The sequence below is a fragment of the Novosphingobium album (ex Hu et al. 2023) genome (genome assembly GCF_022832385.1).
GTDB classification, from domain to species: Bacteria; Pseudomonadota; Alphaproteobacteria; order Sphingomonadales; family Sphingomonadaceae; genus Novosphingobium; species Novosphingobium album.
On sequence record NZ_JALHLE010000007.1, the window covers coordinates 210,145 to 226,224 of the forward strand.

Consider the following 16,080-nt stretch of genomic DNA (forward strand, 5'->3'; position numbering starts at 1 on the left):
TCCTCTCGGATTGGCCGGTTCAGCAGAACTCGGCACGCGCCTTGCGGATCTGCGTCGCAAGGCCATTGTCGATCAGTTTCGGCGAGATCGCATTGAGCGCTGCATAGATGCGCTCCATCAGGCCGATACTGACGGTTTCACGGCGGCCCTCAATGGCCGCGACGATACGGGCGGCAACCCATTCGGGGGCGTCCGCCTTCATGCCGGTCACTTCCAGGAAGCGGTTGACTTCGCTGTTGTTGAACGCCGTTCGGGCCGCGCGGGGATTGATGTGCGTAACGGCAACGCCGGAGCCCATCAGTTCGCGCCGCAATCCCTGGCTCAGCGCCGCGAGGCCAGCCTTGCTGCTCGAATAGGCGGCGAACCAGGGATACGGGATCGAGCCGAGGACCGAGCCGATATTGACGATCTGCCCGCTCCCCCGCGCCCGCATCGGCGCGGCGACCGCGCGAGCCAGCACGGCGGGTACGAGCAGATTGACCCGGTAGCAAAGGGCCAGTGCCTCGATCGGCTGGTCTTCGTGAAGACCGAAGCGCATGACGCCCGCGATGTTCACCAGAACGTCGGGGCATTCCCCGGAGAGCCGCTCGGCCAGCGCAGCAAGCTGCGTGTCGTCGGACAGGTCCGTGACAATGCTGCTGTCACAGGCAGTGCACTCGGTCCTGTCGATGCCGATGACCCAGGCCCCGGCCTCGTGCAGCATCCGCGCCACCGGCGTGCCGATGCCGCCTGCGGCACCGGTGATCGCCACGCGCTTTCCTTCAAGCCGCGACACGGGCATCCTCCTCTTCCTCCATGTCGATCGATGCGAAGACCCCGCCGAACAGGCCAAACATCTCACGCGCCATCTGCAGGATCGCCGCGCGATCTTCCTCTCGCTGCAGGCCGTTCACCAGTTCGGCGTAAAAGGCCATGTGATCCTGATCGAGCGCGCCGTGCGACGTCAGGTAGGTGAAGGCCTCAGGCGGCAGCCCCAGGTTCTCCGCCACTGCACTGGCCCCACGCTGGGCAATGGCAACGCTGACGCTCTCCAGCACATAGACCATGCCGAAGAACGACGCGGGATTGCCCTCGCGAATGCAGCGGTAGGCGTGATCGACCATTGCCTTCGTTGCGGGCGCCGGATCGCTGGCACGTGCCGCATCGGCATCACCGCCCGCCGCGGCAATATCCGCGAGAATCCATTCCTCGTGACCGGTTTCTTCCTCGATATAGTCGTCGAGTGCGGCCAGCAGGTCGGGGCGATCGAGCAGCCGCGTACGCGCCGCCTCCATCAGCGGCACCGTATGGCGCACATGGTGCCAAGCCTGCCGCAGGTAATCGATATAGGTCCGCCGCGATATCGTCCCGGCCAGCCCCGCACGGACTTGCGGGATCGTCAGGAACCGCAAGCGATCACGGAATGTTGCCGCTTCCAGTTCGTCGAAGAACCGCACCGGTCCATCCAGCCACATATCCGAAATCGCCTTCCGGCGCAGGCGGCCGTTGCCGGTCAGCTGGCCGTTCATCGGCGTGAACGGGGCAACCTCGCGCCATTTCGCAGTGCGGGCATATGCCGGCATCGAGGCATTGGCCGCAGCGACTGCGGCCGCGAGATCGGCATCAGGGCGCGCCGGAACAAGCAGGGCCTCGGGTGCCGGCAGGCCGTCGCCATGGACCATGGCCTGCGCGATGTCCGGCTGCGCGGTCAGTTCTGCCTCAACCCATTCGGGCGAAATGTTGCGGCCGAAAGAAGTGACGATCAGGGCCGATTTGCGACCCTCTACCCAGAGGCGGCCCTGATCGTCGATCCGGCCGATGTCGCCGGTAAGGAGTGGCCCAGGCTCGCGGGGCTCGCCGATGGTCCCGAGGAACATTTCACCGTCCAGCACGATCTCGCCGTCCGGCGCGATCCGCGCCTTCATGTGGCCGAGCGGGCGGCCAGCCGAACCGGCGACATCCTCGCCCGCAGCTTCAAGCGAGACTACGGACGCGCATTCAGTGAGACCATAACCCTGCCGCACCGGGAGCGCCACCGCGCGGGCGCGGGCCAGCAGCTCCACCGGCACTCGCGCGCCGCCAACGGCAACCAGCGTGAGATGCGGCAGGCGAAGACCGGTCTGCTCCATGACGGCGACGAGCCCTGCCAGATATTCCGGGACGAGGATCAGCGAGGTGATTTCCCAATCGGCCAGCCTCCGCGCCATCATCACAAAATCCGGCCGGAACGGGTCGGCCAGGCCGATTTCCGCCTGCGGCGCACAGACATATGTCCCGCCTGCCAGCATCGTCGCAAAAAAGCCGGCAACGGTTTCCAGCAGGATGCCCGGCGGCAGCAACGCGCAGTGGCATCCGGCATGTTCGGCGCCCACGGCCTCGACTACTGACGCGGCCACGGCCAGCATCTGGGAAACAGACAGGCACACGCCTTTGGGCGTGCCGGTCGAACCCGATGTGAAGGTGACCCGCGCCGTCTCGCGGGGAAGTGGAGACGGCGCGGGTTGTGAAGCCGAAAGCGGGACAGCTCCGGCTCCACTGGCGGCGACGGCGTGCTGCACCTGTTCCTGCGTGAAGAACGAAGGCAGCGACAATACGGGGATGCGGGCTTCGAGCAGCGCCAGTTCGGTGATCGCGGCATCGACGCCATGGTCGAGACTAATGACAAAAGGCTTGCCGGAGCCTTCCGAACGTTCCAGGGCCTCTGCCCTGTCCGCTACCCTTTCTGCCAGCTCTGCCCAGGTTACAGGCAGGGACGTGACCGGATCGAGCGCAATGCCGCGCGGATTCTTCGCGGCATGGTCGCGGATGATGGCAAGCAGGCCATTCATGCGGCGACCCTCCGACGGCGCGCGAGAAATGCGCCGATGGCTTGCTGCCCCTGCGAAATGATCCCGGCACAGACCTGCGGGTCGCTGGCATAATAGCGGCCCCACGCCTCGGGTTCATCCGCCCGTTCGGCGGCAGCGGGAGCCAGCACCACCAGCGGCACGCCGATCCGGGCGAACATGGCGCGCAGCGGCGCCGTCAGCGTAGCCACGGCAACTTCGCAATCGGTGCCAAGGTCATTGGCAGCGCTGCCCCACAATTCGACCATGGCGAAGGCATCGTCAGCGGCAAGGTTGCCGATTTCGATAATGCTCTCCCGTGCCATGGACTTGCCCAGCGCGCCCGAAACCACCTGCTCGATCGGCGCATCGAGATAGCGCTCGAGAAACAGGGGCTCGCCGTCCGCGCGGCGGAAGCCCAGCGCTGCACGGGTGAGTTCGGCGCGTTCAATCTGGCTGTAGTGCCCAAAAGCCGGTCGCACGCTCGCACCATGCGCTTCCATGAAGCGCCTGCGTACGAGGTGGAATTCGGGACTGTCAGACATGCACGTCTCCTTGGGTTTCAAGCAGACGACGACACAGCTGCTGCGGCTCCACAGTTCAGGTCGTGAAGAATCTTGGCGGCGGGAATGGCCCTGAACCGGCGCTAAACCGATTTTAACTACTCCCTGCGACAATCCCCGAAGGACCAATAATCCAGACGGTTGTCATGTCTTTCATCAAGGGCCTGATCCCAGGCATCCTTCTGACCTGGATCGTTTCAGGCATCATCGGCTCGAACGGCTCGAAAGGCGGCATGCTCGCCATCGAACACATGATGATTCAAGGACATGGCATCTACTGGTCCTGGCCGCTGTTTCTGGCCGGGACGGGCCTGTGCTGGGCGCTGTTCTGGATGATGGACTCCTGATTCCGACCACCTGGCATCGGTAACTGCCAGCCAGTACCGCGCTGCCATCCCGGTTGCCTGGCCAAGCGGCCTCTCACAATGTCACGAGACCGTCTCAAAACTGTCGAAAGCCAGTGGTAGGCTCCTGAGTACACGCCTTCCGGCGTCCCCGATTCCGGGAGACTGTCCGCGCGAAGGCACCGCTCGAGCTTCGAGAACGATGGGTACCGATGGCGCGCCATGCCAGGAGCTTCGCTCAGCGATTTCAGGCACTGGCACCGGAAACATGTCCGACATCGAAAGCCTCAAAAAGCAGATCGAAGCCCTGATCGACGCGATCACAGCCGAGGCCGGGCAGTGGATGGAGCAGTGGGCCGCCTGGGGCATTCGGGAAGATTTCCTGCCCAGCGCGGGCAACCTCGCGGCTTATCTTGCCTTCCGCCATCACGACCTGCGCGAGATGCAGCGCTCGCTCATGGCACTGGGACTGTCCTCGCTCGGGCGTCTGGAAAGCCGGGTCATGCCGACGCTGGCCGCCGTGCACACAGCCCTCGCCGCGATGCAGAACGCCATGCCGCCGGCCAAGGCCGATCCCGGCACGTTCTTTGCCGGTGAAGACCGGTTGCGACGCCGGGCCCTCGCCCTGCTGGGCACGGCGGAGAACGAACGGCAGGCCGCCCTGCTGGTCACATGCCCGAGCGAGGCGGCGGACGATCCCGCCTTCATGGAAAGCCTTGCCCTGCGCGGCGTGGAAGCCTTGCGGATCAACTGCGCTCACGACGGGGCGGAAGAATGGGAGCGGATGATCGCCCATGCCCGTGCGGCGGAGCAGCGCTGCGGCCACCGGTTCCGCATCTTCATGGACCTGGGCGGCCCGAAAAACCGCATCGGCGCTGTCCGTCCCAACCGCGAGATCCGCCGGATCTTTTCCGGAGAGCGCATCGCCATGGTCGCGCCCGGCCAGATCGAACGGCCGGTTTCGCCTGATGTAGCCTTCGTCTTCGAATGCATGCTGCCAGAAGTCATCGCCGAGGTACGCCCCGGCCAGCGGCTGCTGATCGACGACGGAAAGATCGCCGCCAGTATCGATTTCGTGGATGATGGCATGGTCATCGCCTCGGTCACCCAGACCAAGGAGAAAGGCGGCAAGCTGAAGCCCGAAAAGGGCATCAATCTTCCCGATACCGAACTGCACCTGCCGGCCCTGACCGCCAGGGACCTGCAGGACATCGCCTTCATTGCCGAACATGCCGACGGACTGTCCTTCTCGTTCGTGCAGACGCCCGAGGATGTGCTGATGCTACAGGATGCACTGGCTGCATTGCCGCCGCGCCGCGAGCATCCACTGGCACTGATCCTCAAGATTGAAACGGCGCTTGCCGTACAGAACCTGCCGGGCATCGTCGTGTGCGCGGGTGCCCGCAATCCGGTGGCGATCATGATCGCCCGGGGCGATCTTGCCATCGAGATCGGCTTTGCCCGGCTTGCCGAGATGCAGGAGGAGATCCTGTGGATCGCCGAAGCTGCACAAGTGCCCGTCATCTGGGCCACGCAGGTTCTCGAACAACTGGTCAATGAGGGCGTCCCGCATCGCGGCGAGCTGACCGATGCCGCCATGGCCGCCCGTGCGGAATGCGTGATGCTCAACAAGGGACCGCATCTGCTGGAAGCGATCGACGCACTCGATCCGCTCCTCAAACGGATGGCGGGCCACATCCACAAGAAGACGCCGCAGTTGCGCCGCCTCGCCAGCTGGTAGCGGCACGCGCCCCCGGACCACGCCCTTCCGCTCACGTATCGGACTCCGCTGCTGGTTTTATTACAGAAAACGACAATTTGCGGCTGTTCCGGACACTGTAACTGCGCGAGTAAGGGGGTCATGAAATCGCGTGCACTCCTCCTGACCATGGCGCTGGGTCTTTGCGGATGCGCCGTGGGGCCGAATTATGCCCCGCGGTCCGCTGCCGATCTTGGCGTTCCGGAGGCATGGTCGGTGCCCGCCTCGCCCACCAGTGAGAACCTGACCCGCTGGTGGACGAATTTCGACGATCCCGTCCTTGTCCAGCTGGTCGATCAGGCCGCGGCCGGGAACCTCGATCTGGCACAGGCCGTCGCCCGGCTCCGTCAGGCGCGCGAAGCGCTGGTGATCAGCCGCGCCTCGTTTTTGCCAAGTCTCAGCGGATCAGGCGGAGTGAACCGAACCGAAACCCTGCGTGGTGGAGGCACGACCGTGGTCCTGTCCGACGGAACGGTAACGACCACCGGCAACGGTGGCGGTTCGACAAGCTTCTCACTGGGGTTCGATGCCAGCTATCAGGCAGACCTGTTTGGCGGTGTCCGGCGCTCGGTGGAAGCGAGCGAGGCGCAGTACGAAGCCTCCGGCTATGACTACGCCACGGCCCTGCTGTCCGTCGAAAGCGAGGTGGCACGCAACTACATGCTCGCGCGTGCCTATCAGGCCCAACTCGCGAATGCGCAGGCATCGCTCGCGATACAGGACGACAACCTGCAGATCGCCCGGTGGCGGGTGCAGGCAGGGCTGGTGTCGTCACTCGATGCCGAACAGGCCCGCACAAGCCGGGCGCAGGCGGCAGCAGCCATTCCGCAGATCGAACGGCAGTACAACGCGGCCGTCTCCCGCATAGGTGTACTGACAGGGCAGGCACCCGGCGCGCTCAAGCCGCTGCTGGAAAAAGCCGAACCGATCCCTGTGGGGCCGGACACGATCGGTGCGGGCATCCCGGCAAACGTCCTGCGCCAGCGCCCCGATGTGCGCGCAGCCGAACGCACGCTCGCCGCCGCCACCGCACAGATCGGGGTCGCCGAAGCACAGCTCTATCCGGCGCTTTCCATTGGTGGCAGCCTCGACACCAATGCCGCCTCGTTCGGCAACCTGTTCGATACGATCACCGGGGGTCTCTTTGCGAACCTCAGCCAGGCGATCTTCAACGGCGGCAAGCTCAATGCACAGGTGCGTTCCTATCGCGCCGCCACCGATGCGGCCTTCGCGGCTTACAAGCAATCCGTGCTGACTGCGCTGGAAGACGTCGAGAATGCAGTGACGGCTCTGGACTCGGCCCGACGACGCGAACGCGAATACGCGGTAGCCTACGATGCGGCGAACAATTCGGCGATCCTCGCGCGCAGCCAGTACCGCTCCGGGCTGACCGACTTTACCACGCTCAACACGCAAGAAGCCTCGCTCGTCTCCGCGCGCAACAGCCTCGTTCAGGCCCGCGCCGACAAGGCCGCCGCCCTGATCGCGCTCTACGTCGCGCTCGGCGGCGGGTGGGACAGCGAGGTCCCGCCGACCAAACTTCCCGCCACCACCCCCGGCGCCCCTCTCAGCGACACTTCGGGCACACACGCGGAACAGGGCTGACGATGACTGAAGAAACACTCGACGAATTTCTCGGCGTGAAGCCAAAGCCCGCCTGGCGCCGCCACGGCAAATGGGCAGGAGCCGTTGCCGTAGTCCTGATCCTGATCCTGTTGCTGGCCCGCTGCTTTGGCGGAACGAGCGATGCAGGTTACATCACTGCCAAGGCTCAGACCGGACGGCTGATCACCACTGTATCGGCCACCGGCCAGCTTGCCCCGACAAACCAGGTCACTGTGGGTTCCCAGCTATCCGGCCAGATCGTGAAGGTGCTCGTCGACGTCAACGACCGCGTCACCGCCGGTCAGCCCCTCGCCGAGATCGATCCGGAACAGTATGACGACGCGATCCGCCAGAACGAGGCACAACTGCAGGCGAACAAGGCGGCGGTGGAACAGGCCCGCGCCACGCTCGCCGAAGCGCAGGCGCAACTGGCCCGGCTCGAGGAAGTCTCGAAACTCTCGGGCGGCAAGGTCCCCTCGGGAACCGAGCTGCAAGCCGGCCGCGCCGATCTGCTGCGCGCCAGGGCCGCGCTCGACGTCGCCCGGGCGAATGTCGTCGCCAGCGAGGCAACGCTGGCGCAGAGCCGGACGCAGCGTGCCCGCGCCATCATCCGGTCGCCCGTTTCCGGCGTGGTTCTGGCCCGCGAGATCGATCCCGGCCAGACCGTAGCCGCCTCGCTCAGCGCGCCGACACTGTTCGTGATCGCCGAGGATCTGGCCCAGATGAAGCTTGAAGTCTCGATCGACGAGGCCGATGTCGGCTCCGTGAAAGAAGGGCAGAAAGCCAGCTTCACGGTCGATGCCTTCCCGGGCAAGACTTTCCCGGCAACGATCACCCGCGTCGACATCGGGTCCAACCAGTCGGTCTCCTCCGCCAGTTCCTCGTCCTCGAGTTCGACAAGCAGCAGTTCGTCTTCCTCGTCATCGACCGTGGTTTCCTACGCGGCCGATCTAGCGGTCGCGAACCCGGATGGACAGCTGCGCCCCGGCATGACTGCGACCGCGGACATCGTCACCTCGGACAAGAGCGATATCCTGCTCGTGCCCAATGCGGCGCTGCGCTTCACCCCGCAATCGGCGAGCGCGTCGAGCAGCAGCAACGCACAATCGGGCGGCATCACCGGCGCGCTCTCGTTCGGGCCGCCACGGCGCCAGTCGTCCGAACGCAGCGCGACAATCGCCGCGGGCGCCACCCAGACCGTATGGGTCCTCGGCGAAGACGGAAAACCCAAGGCCGTCCAGATCGTGACCGGCGAAACCAACGGCAGCGAAACCGAGGTGCTGTCCGGCGATCTCAAGGCTGGCATGCAGGTCATCACCGGCGAGAGATCCACATCTGCGAACACCGATGATTGAGACTCCGCTCATTTCCCTGCGCGGCGTGGTCAAGGTGTACGGCAGCGGACCGACCGCGTTCCAGGCGCTGAAGGGGATCGACCTCGACATCATGGCCCGGGATTTCGTGGCGGTGATGGGTCCTTCGGGTTCGGGCAAATCCACGACGATGAACATCCTCGGCTGCCTCGACGTGCCGACCTCGGGCACCTTCCTGTTCCACGGCCACCACGTCGAACAGCTCGACCGCGACCAGCGCGCGCTGCTGCGGCGCAGGCATTTTGGCTTCGTGTTCCAGGGCTTCAACCTGCTGGCGCGCACCAACGCACTGGAGAACGTCGAACTGCCGCTGCTCTATCGCGGTGATCCCAAGGCCCAGCGGCGCGAAATGGCGATGGCCGCGCTCGACAAGGTCGGACTCAAGGACTGGTGGGATCACACTCCCGGCGAGCTGTCGGGCGGACAGCAGCAGCGCGTTGCCATTGCCCGCGCGATTGTCACCGAGCCGACCGTCTTGCTGGCCGACGAGCCGACCGGCAATCTCGATACCGAGCGCTCGATCGAGATCATGGAACTGCTCACCGATCTCAACACGAACTCGGGCATTACCGTGCTGATGGTAACGCACGAGGCGGAGATGGCGGCCTTCGCCCACACCATCGTGCATTTCCGCGATGGGCTCGTGGACCGCATTGAAGCCGGTCACAACGGAGTCGTCCAGGATGGGAAGGCTCCCGCCTGATGCTCGGGACAATCTTCATGCTCGCGCTGCGATCGATCCGGCGACACCTCCTGCGCTCGTTCCTGACGATCCTCGGCATCGTCATCGGCGTCAGCGCCGTCGTCAGCATGGTGACACTGGGCAAGGCGACCACGGCTGCGGTGCAGGAACAGATCTCGGCGCTGGGAACGAACATCCTGCAGATCCGTCCGGGACAGGGCTTCGGACGGGGCGGGGGCGGGTCCGCCCCGCAGAATTTCAAGCCCGATGACGTAACAGCGATCCAGCAGCAGATTGGCGGTGTGGTGGCCGTGGCCCCGCAGGCGCAGACCTCGGCAACCGCGATCTACGAGGGCGCCAACTGGTCAACCACTGTCAATGGCACGACCGACGCCTATTTCAAGGTCCAGCCCTGGCCCCTCAAGTCCGGTCGCACGTTCAGCACCGCCGAGGAAAAGGCCGGAAAGGCCGTCTGCATCATCGGCTCGACGGTCGAGAAGAACCTGTTCCGCAATACCGATGCCCTGGACAAGCGTTTCCGCGTCGGCGGCATCAGCTGCGACGTCATCGGCACGCTCACCACACGTGGCCAGGCGGGCTTCGGCGGCGATCAGGACGATGTCGTCATCATGCCCATCAAGACGGTGCAGCGCCGCTTCACCGGCTCCACCGACATCCGCATGATCCTTGTCGGGGTGGATCAGGCTTACGCGACCAGCCAGGTCCAAACCACCCTCACCAGTCTCCTGCGCGAACGGCGCCACATCACCGGCGACAAGGAGGACGACTTCAACATCTTCGACACCAAGCAGATCTCCGACACGCTCACCGGCACGACGACCCTGCTGACCCGGATTGTCGCCGCCGTTGCCGCAATCAGTCTTGTCGTCGGCGGGATCGGCATCATGAACATCATGCTGGTCTCGGTCACGGAGCGCACCCGCGAGATCGGTATCCGTCTCGCGATCGGCGCGGTGGCGAGCGAAGTGCTCATGCAGTTTCTGGTCGAAGCCGTCGTACTGTCGTGCATAGGCGGCATCATCGGCCTGCTGCTGGCGCAACTGGTAATCGCGGCGGCGACGCCGCTGATGCAGGTCCCCTGGACCTTCGATCCGCAGATCAACCTGTTCGCGTTCCTGATCTCGGCGGCGATCGGCGTGGTGTTCGGCTATTTCCCGGCCCGGCGGGCGGCAGGCCTCAATCCGATCGACGCGTTGCGGCACGAATAGCACCGGCACAGCGGGTTGTTGCGGGCATCTTCTACGCCCGCAAACCACAGGGCTCCGCGAAAGGCGCAGTGGCCGGATTCAGGGCAGCGGTGTCGCCGTGACCACCAGCCGGCCGAGAAAAACGGGTTGCTCTGCCCCAATCACATTCGATGCTGTGCGGTGTTGCGCTGCCGGAAATCCTTCGGCCCCAGCCAGCACCCAAAGTGCGGCTGCCATGGCGCCAAGAACAGAGAGAAAGTGCATCATCGGCGCCTCGTTTCGTTGCCCTATCGACGCCGACGTACTGCTCCCACGTTGTCGCAGCGCTTTGCCGCCGCCGTGTCAAAATGTCCGAATGTGTATCGAGGATGCGACCGGCAATGGTTGCATAGGCGATCGTAGGGTGGAGCCCCGTCCTTTCCTGGGGCCACCCCGTGAAGGCAGATGGAGAAGTGCGAATCATTATCATTAATGCATCGTTCAATGCCTAAGCCGCACGATACAGAGCGGACTCTCCGACCTCCCACGAGCTCAAGCGGCTCCATTTTTCCGCAGATTCCCGTCAGAAACACTAATTCACTTGTGCTATTGCGAATCTCTTGCAATAGCGTCGCAGCATCAACCACTTCTGGGGGGAATACATGTCACTGTCCCGTTTGCGTGAATCGCTGGCCTCGACCACGCCGGCCTATCTCGCGCTGAGCTGCTTTGGCCTCGCCGCGACACCGGCCCTCGCGCAGGAAGCCGCCAGCACGGAAAAACCGGCACAACTGGGCGGCGTGACCGTTACCGACACCGCAATCGACGACACGGTGAAAGTGGACACCGTATCCTCCCCCAAGTTCACGCAACCGCTCCAGGACACGCCCCAGACCATACAGGTGATCAGCAAGGACCTGTTCAACCAGCAAGGCGCGACCACGCTGACTGAAGCCCTGCGCAACAGCCCGGGCGTGGGCACATTCTATGCCGGCGAGAACGGCAATACCACGACCGGCGACGCCATCCGCATGCGCGGCTTCGATACATCGAGCAGCATCTTCGTCGACGGCATCCGCGATCTCGGCTCGATCTCCCGCGACGTGTTCAATACCGAACAGGTCGAAGTCGCCAAGGGCCCGGCCGGCACCGACAACGGCCGAACCGCGCCGACCGGCGCCATCAACATGGTCAGCAAGCAGCCGTTCCTTGACACCGCCGTGTCCGGCACGGCGTCCATCGGCGTCGACGGGCAGAAGCGCGCCACCGCCGATTTCAACCAGGTCATCGACGCTATCCCCAACGCCGCCGTTCGCCTCAACGTGCTGTGGCAGGACAGCGACGATCCGGCCCGCGATCATGTGAAGAACAAGCGCATCGGCATCGCCCCCTCGCTCGGACTGGGGCTGGGCACGCAAACCCGCCTCTACCTCAACTTCCTCTACGTCGATCAGGAGAACATTCCCGACGGTTACGTGCCGACGATCGGCCTGCCGGGCTGGGAACCGCAGAGCGGCCTCGAGGCGCTGATTGGCAACCCGGTCGATTCCAGCAACTTCTACGGCACCCGCGACGATCACGACGACGTGACGGCTCAAATGGGCACGATCAAGTTCGAGCATGAATTCTCGGACAGTGTGCGCCTGACCAACACCGCGCGCTGGGGCAAGACCAGTCAGGACTACCTGCTGACCTCGTTCATGTCGACGAGCACGAACGTCACGGCGACCGATCCCGATGACCTGTCCACCTACACACTGGCTCGCAGCCTCTCCACCTACCGGGACGTGACCAACCGCATTCTGACCGACCAGCTCAACCTGCAGGTCGATTTCAACACAGGTGCCGTTGAGCACAACCTGAGCACCGGCATCGAGATCACCAGCGAGAAGCAGATTCTTCACGCCCACGGATCGACCGGGGAACGCCCGGCTGCCAATCTCTATGACCCGGACTGGAACGATGTGGGCACGCTGAGCGATTTCCGCTCCGGCGCGGTGACCCGCGGCAAGACCGACACCCAGGCCTTCTACCTGTTTGACACCGCCAAGTTCTTCGACGGCGCGCTGCTGGTGACCGGCGGCATCCGTGTCGATCACTACAAGACAACCTACTTCAGCAATGCCGTGTGCAACGACGGCACCGGACGCGGAGCGGTCTCCTGCGGCGGCGCCGCGGTGGGCACAATCGTCACCACCAACGACCTGAACTCCAAGGACACCCTGTTCAACTGGAAGCTGGGTGCCGTGTTCAAGCCGGTCGATACGCTTAGCCTCTACGTCAACTATGCGCTCTCGCAGCAGCCACCGGGCGGCGACAACTTCACGCTCAGTTCGTCGGCCAGCAACGCGAACAACCCGGTCTTCGACCCGCAGAAGGCGGAAACCTTCGAAGCGGGCGTCAAGTGGAGCGCGCTGGGCGACATGCTCGCGCTGAATGCCGCAGTGTTCCAGACGACCGTCAAGAACGAGATCAACAGCGACATTCTCGACGATGCCGGCAACCCGACCCAGACCGGCGAGAAGCGGGTGCGTGGCTTCGAACTGTCGGCTGTTGGCAACATCACCGAGGCATGGTCCGTTTCGGCCGGCTACAGCCATCTCAAGACCAAGGTGACCGAAGGCCCCGTCATCACCAGTGACGGCACCCCGAACCTGACTTACATCCCGGGCGATTCCTGGACGGTGTGGACCAACTACCGTTTTCCGTTCGGTCTGGAGATCGCAGGCGGCGCACGCCACAACGGTGGCCTGCACCGCGGCACCGACGGCGCCGTGGGCACGCCGGCCTATACTGCAGGCTACACGGTCGTGGACGGCATGCTCGGCTTTGCCCTTACCGATCAGGTCAAGCTGCGCGTGAACGCCTACAACCTGTTCGACAAGGAATACGTCGCGTCGATCAACAAGAGCGGCTACCGCTACACCCCGGGTACGCCGCGCACGTTCCTGTTCAGCGCCGACTTCAATTTCTGATACGGATCAAGCACAAGGCATGGGGCGGGAGCTAGTCCCCCGCCCCGTTCCCTTTTTCAGCGATCGGGCAAAGACATGCTTCTTCACATTCCCCAGGTGCTCACGGCAGACGAAATCGCCGAGTTCCGCCGCCGGCTCGACGGGGCCGACTGGACCGACGGCCGCGAAACGGTCGGGCATCAGGGAGCGAAAGTGAAACGCAACGAACAACTGCCCGACACATCGCCGGTGAAGGCCGAGCTGGGCCGGGCCGTGCTCGCCGCGCTCAAGCGCAGTCCGTTGTTCTTTGCAGCCGCCCTGCCCCGCAAGATCCTGCCCCCGCGCTTCAACCGCTACACCGGTGGCGGCGAATACGGCTTTCACATCGACGGCGCAGTGATGAGCATCGGCGAGGACGAGCACCTGCGGTCGGACGTATCCTGCACGCTGTTTCTCAACGATCCGGACGAATACGATGGCGGCCGCCTGATCATCAGCGACACCTATGGCGAGCATGTAGTCGCCAAAGCAGCAGGCGATGCCATCATCTATCCCTCCAGCAGCCTGCACCGCGTGGAGCCGGTCACGCGCGGCGCGCGGATCGCTTCGTTCTTCTGGATCCAGAGCCTCGTGCGCGATGACAGCCAGCGGCGCACCCTGTTCGAACTGGATACGTCGATCCAGAAATTCACGCTCGATGGCGCGGACGAGGACGCACTGCTGCAACTGACCTGCGTCTATCACAACCTGCTGCGGCGCTGGTCCGAGACCTGAGCCGCGCCGGAGCCTTCAGAGCGCTTCTTCCCCGACTTCGCACACAAGCGCTTCGAGCGCCGGGCTGATCCATTCCACGACGCTGCCATCACGGCGCACGAGGGCGCGTACGCACAGCCCCTCACTGCTCGCCAGAGCCTGCATCTCGTCCGGCGGGAGGACACCGAGGGCCGTGGCCCAAACGTCTGCCAGAATGGCTTCCTCATGGATCACGCTGACTGCCATGGCATGTTCCACCGGCAGGCCGGTGCGGGGATCGATCGTGTGGCGGCCGCGCACATAGTCACCCGAGGTCGCCACCGCGAGCTGGTGCAGCGCCACGCGGAACGGCGCGATCCCGGACTCGGGTGTTTCCAGATCGACCCACCAGGGATCGCCGTCGGGGCGCATGCCCATGCCCACCAGTTCGCCCCCGATCTCCACAAGCGCATGATGGCAGCCGCGGCCGCGCAATAGCTGCGCCAGCGCATCGACCGCGAAACCCTTGGCAATACCAGACAGATCGAGCTGGAGCCCGCCGGGCTGCCGCAGCCGTCTGGTTTCCGGTTCATAGGCAAGCCGCTGCCAGCCCGCGCGCGTGCGCGCCGCTGCCAGTTCGTCCCGCCCCGGCGGTGCCTCGCGGGAGACGGGGCCATGACCCCACAGATTCACCAGCTCGCCAATCGCGGGATCGAAGGCCCCGCCGCTGCAGGCAGCGACAGCGAGCCCGGCTTCCATCACCCGCGCGAAATCGGGCGGGAGCACGAACCATGCCCCGCCGGGCGCGCGATTGAACCGGCCCAGCACGGAATCCGCGCGCCAGTGGCTCATCTGCGCCAGAATCTCTTCCAGACGTGCCGTGATCGCCTCTGCGACCCCGGCGCTGTCCAGCTCCGGCGGACAGGCCATGCGCACGCTCCAGACCGTTCCCATCGTCTCGCCGCGCAGTTCGGCCAGCGGCGCATCGCGCCGCCAGCCGGCCAGAACCGCAGCGTCGATCTCGAGGGGAACGGCAAGTCGCATGGCCCGGCTGTCCGCCGGGCCGTCAGGCGATGACGCGATCAGGGCGCCACCACTTCGAGCGTCGTCGTGTAGGACATGCGGCGCTCGGCCGCGCGCGGATCGCCGGGATGGTGGTCATCCAGCTCCGCGCTGAGCCAGTACATGCCCGGGATCGGCCATTTGACGTGCAGGACACCGTCGGCGCCGGTCTTAAGCTCCTGCGCCTCTTCGGCTTCACGGAACCGCTTGCCGCCGGGTACGACCGTCACTGCAACACCCGCCGCAGGCTTGCCGTCGACGAGGAAGCGAAACTGCCCCTCCTCGTCCGCCACAAGCGAGCCCGGGTGTGTGATCGGCTCCATTTCGAGGCCTTTGCCGACCGGCTTGAACACGGTCATCGTGGGCGCATCGGCCGTCACGAAAATGAAGTTCCGCGAGATCCGCTCGCTCAACTTCACGTCGGTCGCATTGGCCGGGATGTCTGCCGGCGTGGCCAAGACATGCGCCGGATCGAAGCGTCCACGGCCGCCTTCGGGAGGGGGACCGCCAGGACCACCCTGCCCGGGACGCCCGCCGGGCGCCTCGCCTCCCGGAGCGCCCGGACGCAGCCCTGCCCCCATGGGCGGACGCCCCCGCATGGAGCCCACACGCCACATTTCACCGTCGAGCATGAAACTGCCGGAAACCGACGACTGCTCGACGCCGATCTTCCAGGTTCCCGGCTTGTCGACCATGACGTCGAATGTGGAGCGGTAGCGGCCACGCGCCGGATTATCGATCTTCCCCTCGGTCCCGTCGGCTTCCCAGACTTTCACGTCGTCAAGATTCATCGCCACGTGATCGGCGAAGAACGGTGAAGTGGAAGCGCCGGCATCGACGGTGACGCCGTTGCCGGTTCCCGACAGGATCGTGGTCGAAGGCAGGAGCCACTGGCTATGGGCCAGCGCAGGCGTGGCGATGGCCGAACAAACGGCGGCAGTCGCGGCAAGCAGTGAATTGAAGCGCATGGAATTTTCCTTGAACGTCGAGCCTCCAGCCGCGCGCGGCCGCTGGC

The 16,080-nt window shown here is 64.9% G+C and carries 13 protein-coding genes; 8 read left to right on the forward strand and 5 right to left on the reverse strand.

Annotated elements, in window-relative coordinates; genetic code table 11:
- Positions 1–19: 19 nt before the first annotated feature.
- From MTR64_RS06925 to MTR64_RS06935, 3 genes are read right to left on the reverse strand one after another with little or no spacing between them, the layout of a single operon-like run.
- Positions 20–775: an SDR family NAD(P)-dependent oxidoreductase gene (locus MTR64_RS06925; RefSeq protein WP_243992177.1), complete on the reverse strand. Its 756-nt coding sequence runs from the start codon at positions 773–775 to the stop codon at positions 20–22.
- Entirely contained in the window at positions 762–2,807 is a 2,046-nt protein-coding gene (locus MTR64_RS06930) for an AMP-binding protein (protein ID WP_243992179.1), read from the reverse strand. The genes MTR64_RS06925 and MTR64_RS06930 overlap by 14 nt, the downstream gene beginning before the upstream one ends.
- Entirely contained in the window at positions 2,804–3,349 is a 546-nt protein-coding gene (locus MTR64_RS06935; RefSeq protein ID WP_243992181.1) for a thermostable hemolysin, read from the reverse strand. Before MTR64_RS06935 ends, MTR64_RS06930 begins: the two co-directional genes overlap by 4 nt.
- Before the next feature lie 164 nt (positions 3,350–3,513).
- Between MTR64_RS06935 and MTR64_RS06940 the strand changes: the two genes are divergently transcribed.
- The 8 genes from MTR64_RS06940 (at position 3,514) to MTR64_RS06975 (ending at position 14,045) form a co-directional block, all read left to right on the forward strand.
- On the forward strand, positions 3,514–3,714 hold the full coding sequence (locus MTR64_RS06940; protein ID WP_243992182.1) for a hypothetical protein: 201 nt from the start codon (positions 3,514–3,516) through the stop codon (positions 3,712–3,714).
- A gap of 265 nt (positions 3,715–3,979) precedes the next feature.
- The gene (locus MTR64_RS06945) at positions 3,980–5,452 is read left to right on the forward strand and encodes a pyruvate kinase (RefSeq protein WP_243992184.1); all 1,473 of its coding nucleotides are present in this window, start codon (positions 3,980–3,982) and stop codon (positions 5,450–5,452) included.
- A gap of 120 nt (positions 5,453–5,572) precedes the next feature.
- The gene (locus MTR64_RS06950; RefSeq protein WP_243992186.1) at positions 5,573–7,075 is read left to right on the forward strand and encodes an efflux transporter outer membrane subunit; all 1,503 of its coding nucleotides are present in this window, start codon (positions 5,573–5,575) and stop codon (positions 7,073–7,075) included.
- 2 nt (positions 7,076–7,077) lie between these two features.
- Positions 7,078–8,430, forward strand: a complete 1,353-nt coding sequence (locus MTR64_RS06955) for an efflux RND transporter periplasmic adaptor subunit (protein WP_243992188.1) — start codon at positions 7,078–7,080, stop codon at positions 8,428–8,430.
- Positions 8,423–9,151: an ABC transporter ATP-binding protein gene (locus MTR64_RS06960; protein ID WP_243992190.1), complete on the forward strand. Its 729-nt coding sequence runs from the start codon at positions 8,423–8,425 to the stop codon at positions 9,149–9,151. Before MTR64_RS06955 ends, MTR64_RS06960 begins: the two co-directional genes overlap by 8 nt.
- Complete coding sequence (locus MTR64_RS06965) at positions 9,151–10,359, forward strand: ABC transporter permease (protein WP_243992192.1); 1,209 nt, start codon at positions 9,151–9,153, stop codon at positions 10,357–10,359. Before MTR64_RS06960 ends, MTR64_RS06965 begins: the two co-directional genes overlap by 1 nt.
- A 620-nt stretch (positions 10,360–10,979) precedes the next feature.
- Positions 10,980–13,292: a catecholate siderophore receptor Fiu gene (locus tag MTR64_RS06970; protein WP_243992195.1), complete on the forward strand. Its 2,313-nt coding sequence runs from the start codon at positions 10,980–10,982 to the stop codon at positions 13,290–13,292.
- A 75-nt stretch (positions 13,293–13,367) separates the two neighbouring features.
- Positions 13,368–14,045, forward strand: a complete 678-nt coding sequence (locus MTR64_RS06975) for a Fe2+-dependent dioxygenase (protein ID WP_243992197.1) — start codon at positions 13,368–13,370, stop codon at positions 14,043–14,045.
- 15 nt (positions 14,046–14,060) lie between these two features.
- Here MTR64_RS06975 and MTR64_RS06980 read toward each other — a convergent pair whose 3' ends face one another.
- Both MTR64_RS06980 and MTR64_RS06985 read right to left on the reverse strand, forming a co-directional pair.
- Positions 14,061–15,047, reverse strand: coding sequence for an FAD:protein FMN transferase (locus MTR64_RS06980; RefSeq protein ID WP_243992199.1), 987 nt, complete (start codon positions 15,045–15,047; stop codon positions 14,061–14,063).
- A 38-nt stretch (positions 15,048–15,085) separates the two neighbouring features.
- Positions 15,086–16,033, reverse strand: coding sequence for a DUF4198 domain-containing protein (locus tag MTR64_RS06985; protein WP_243992201.1), 948 nt, complete (start codon positions 16,031–16,033; stop codon positions 15,086–15,088).
- Positions 16,034–16,080 lie beyond the last annotated feature (47 nt).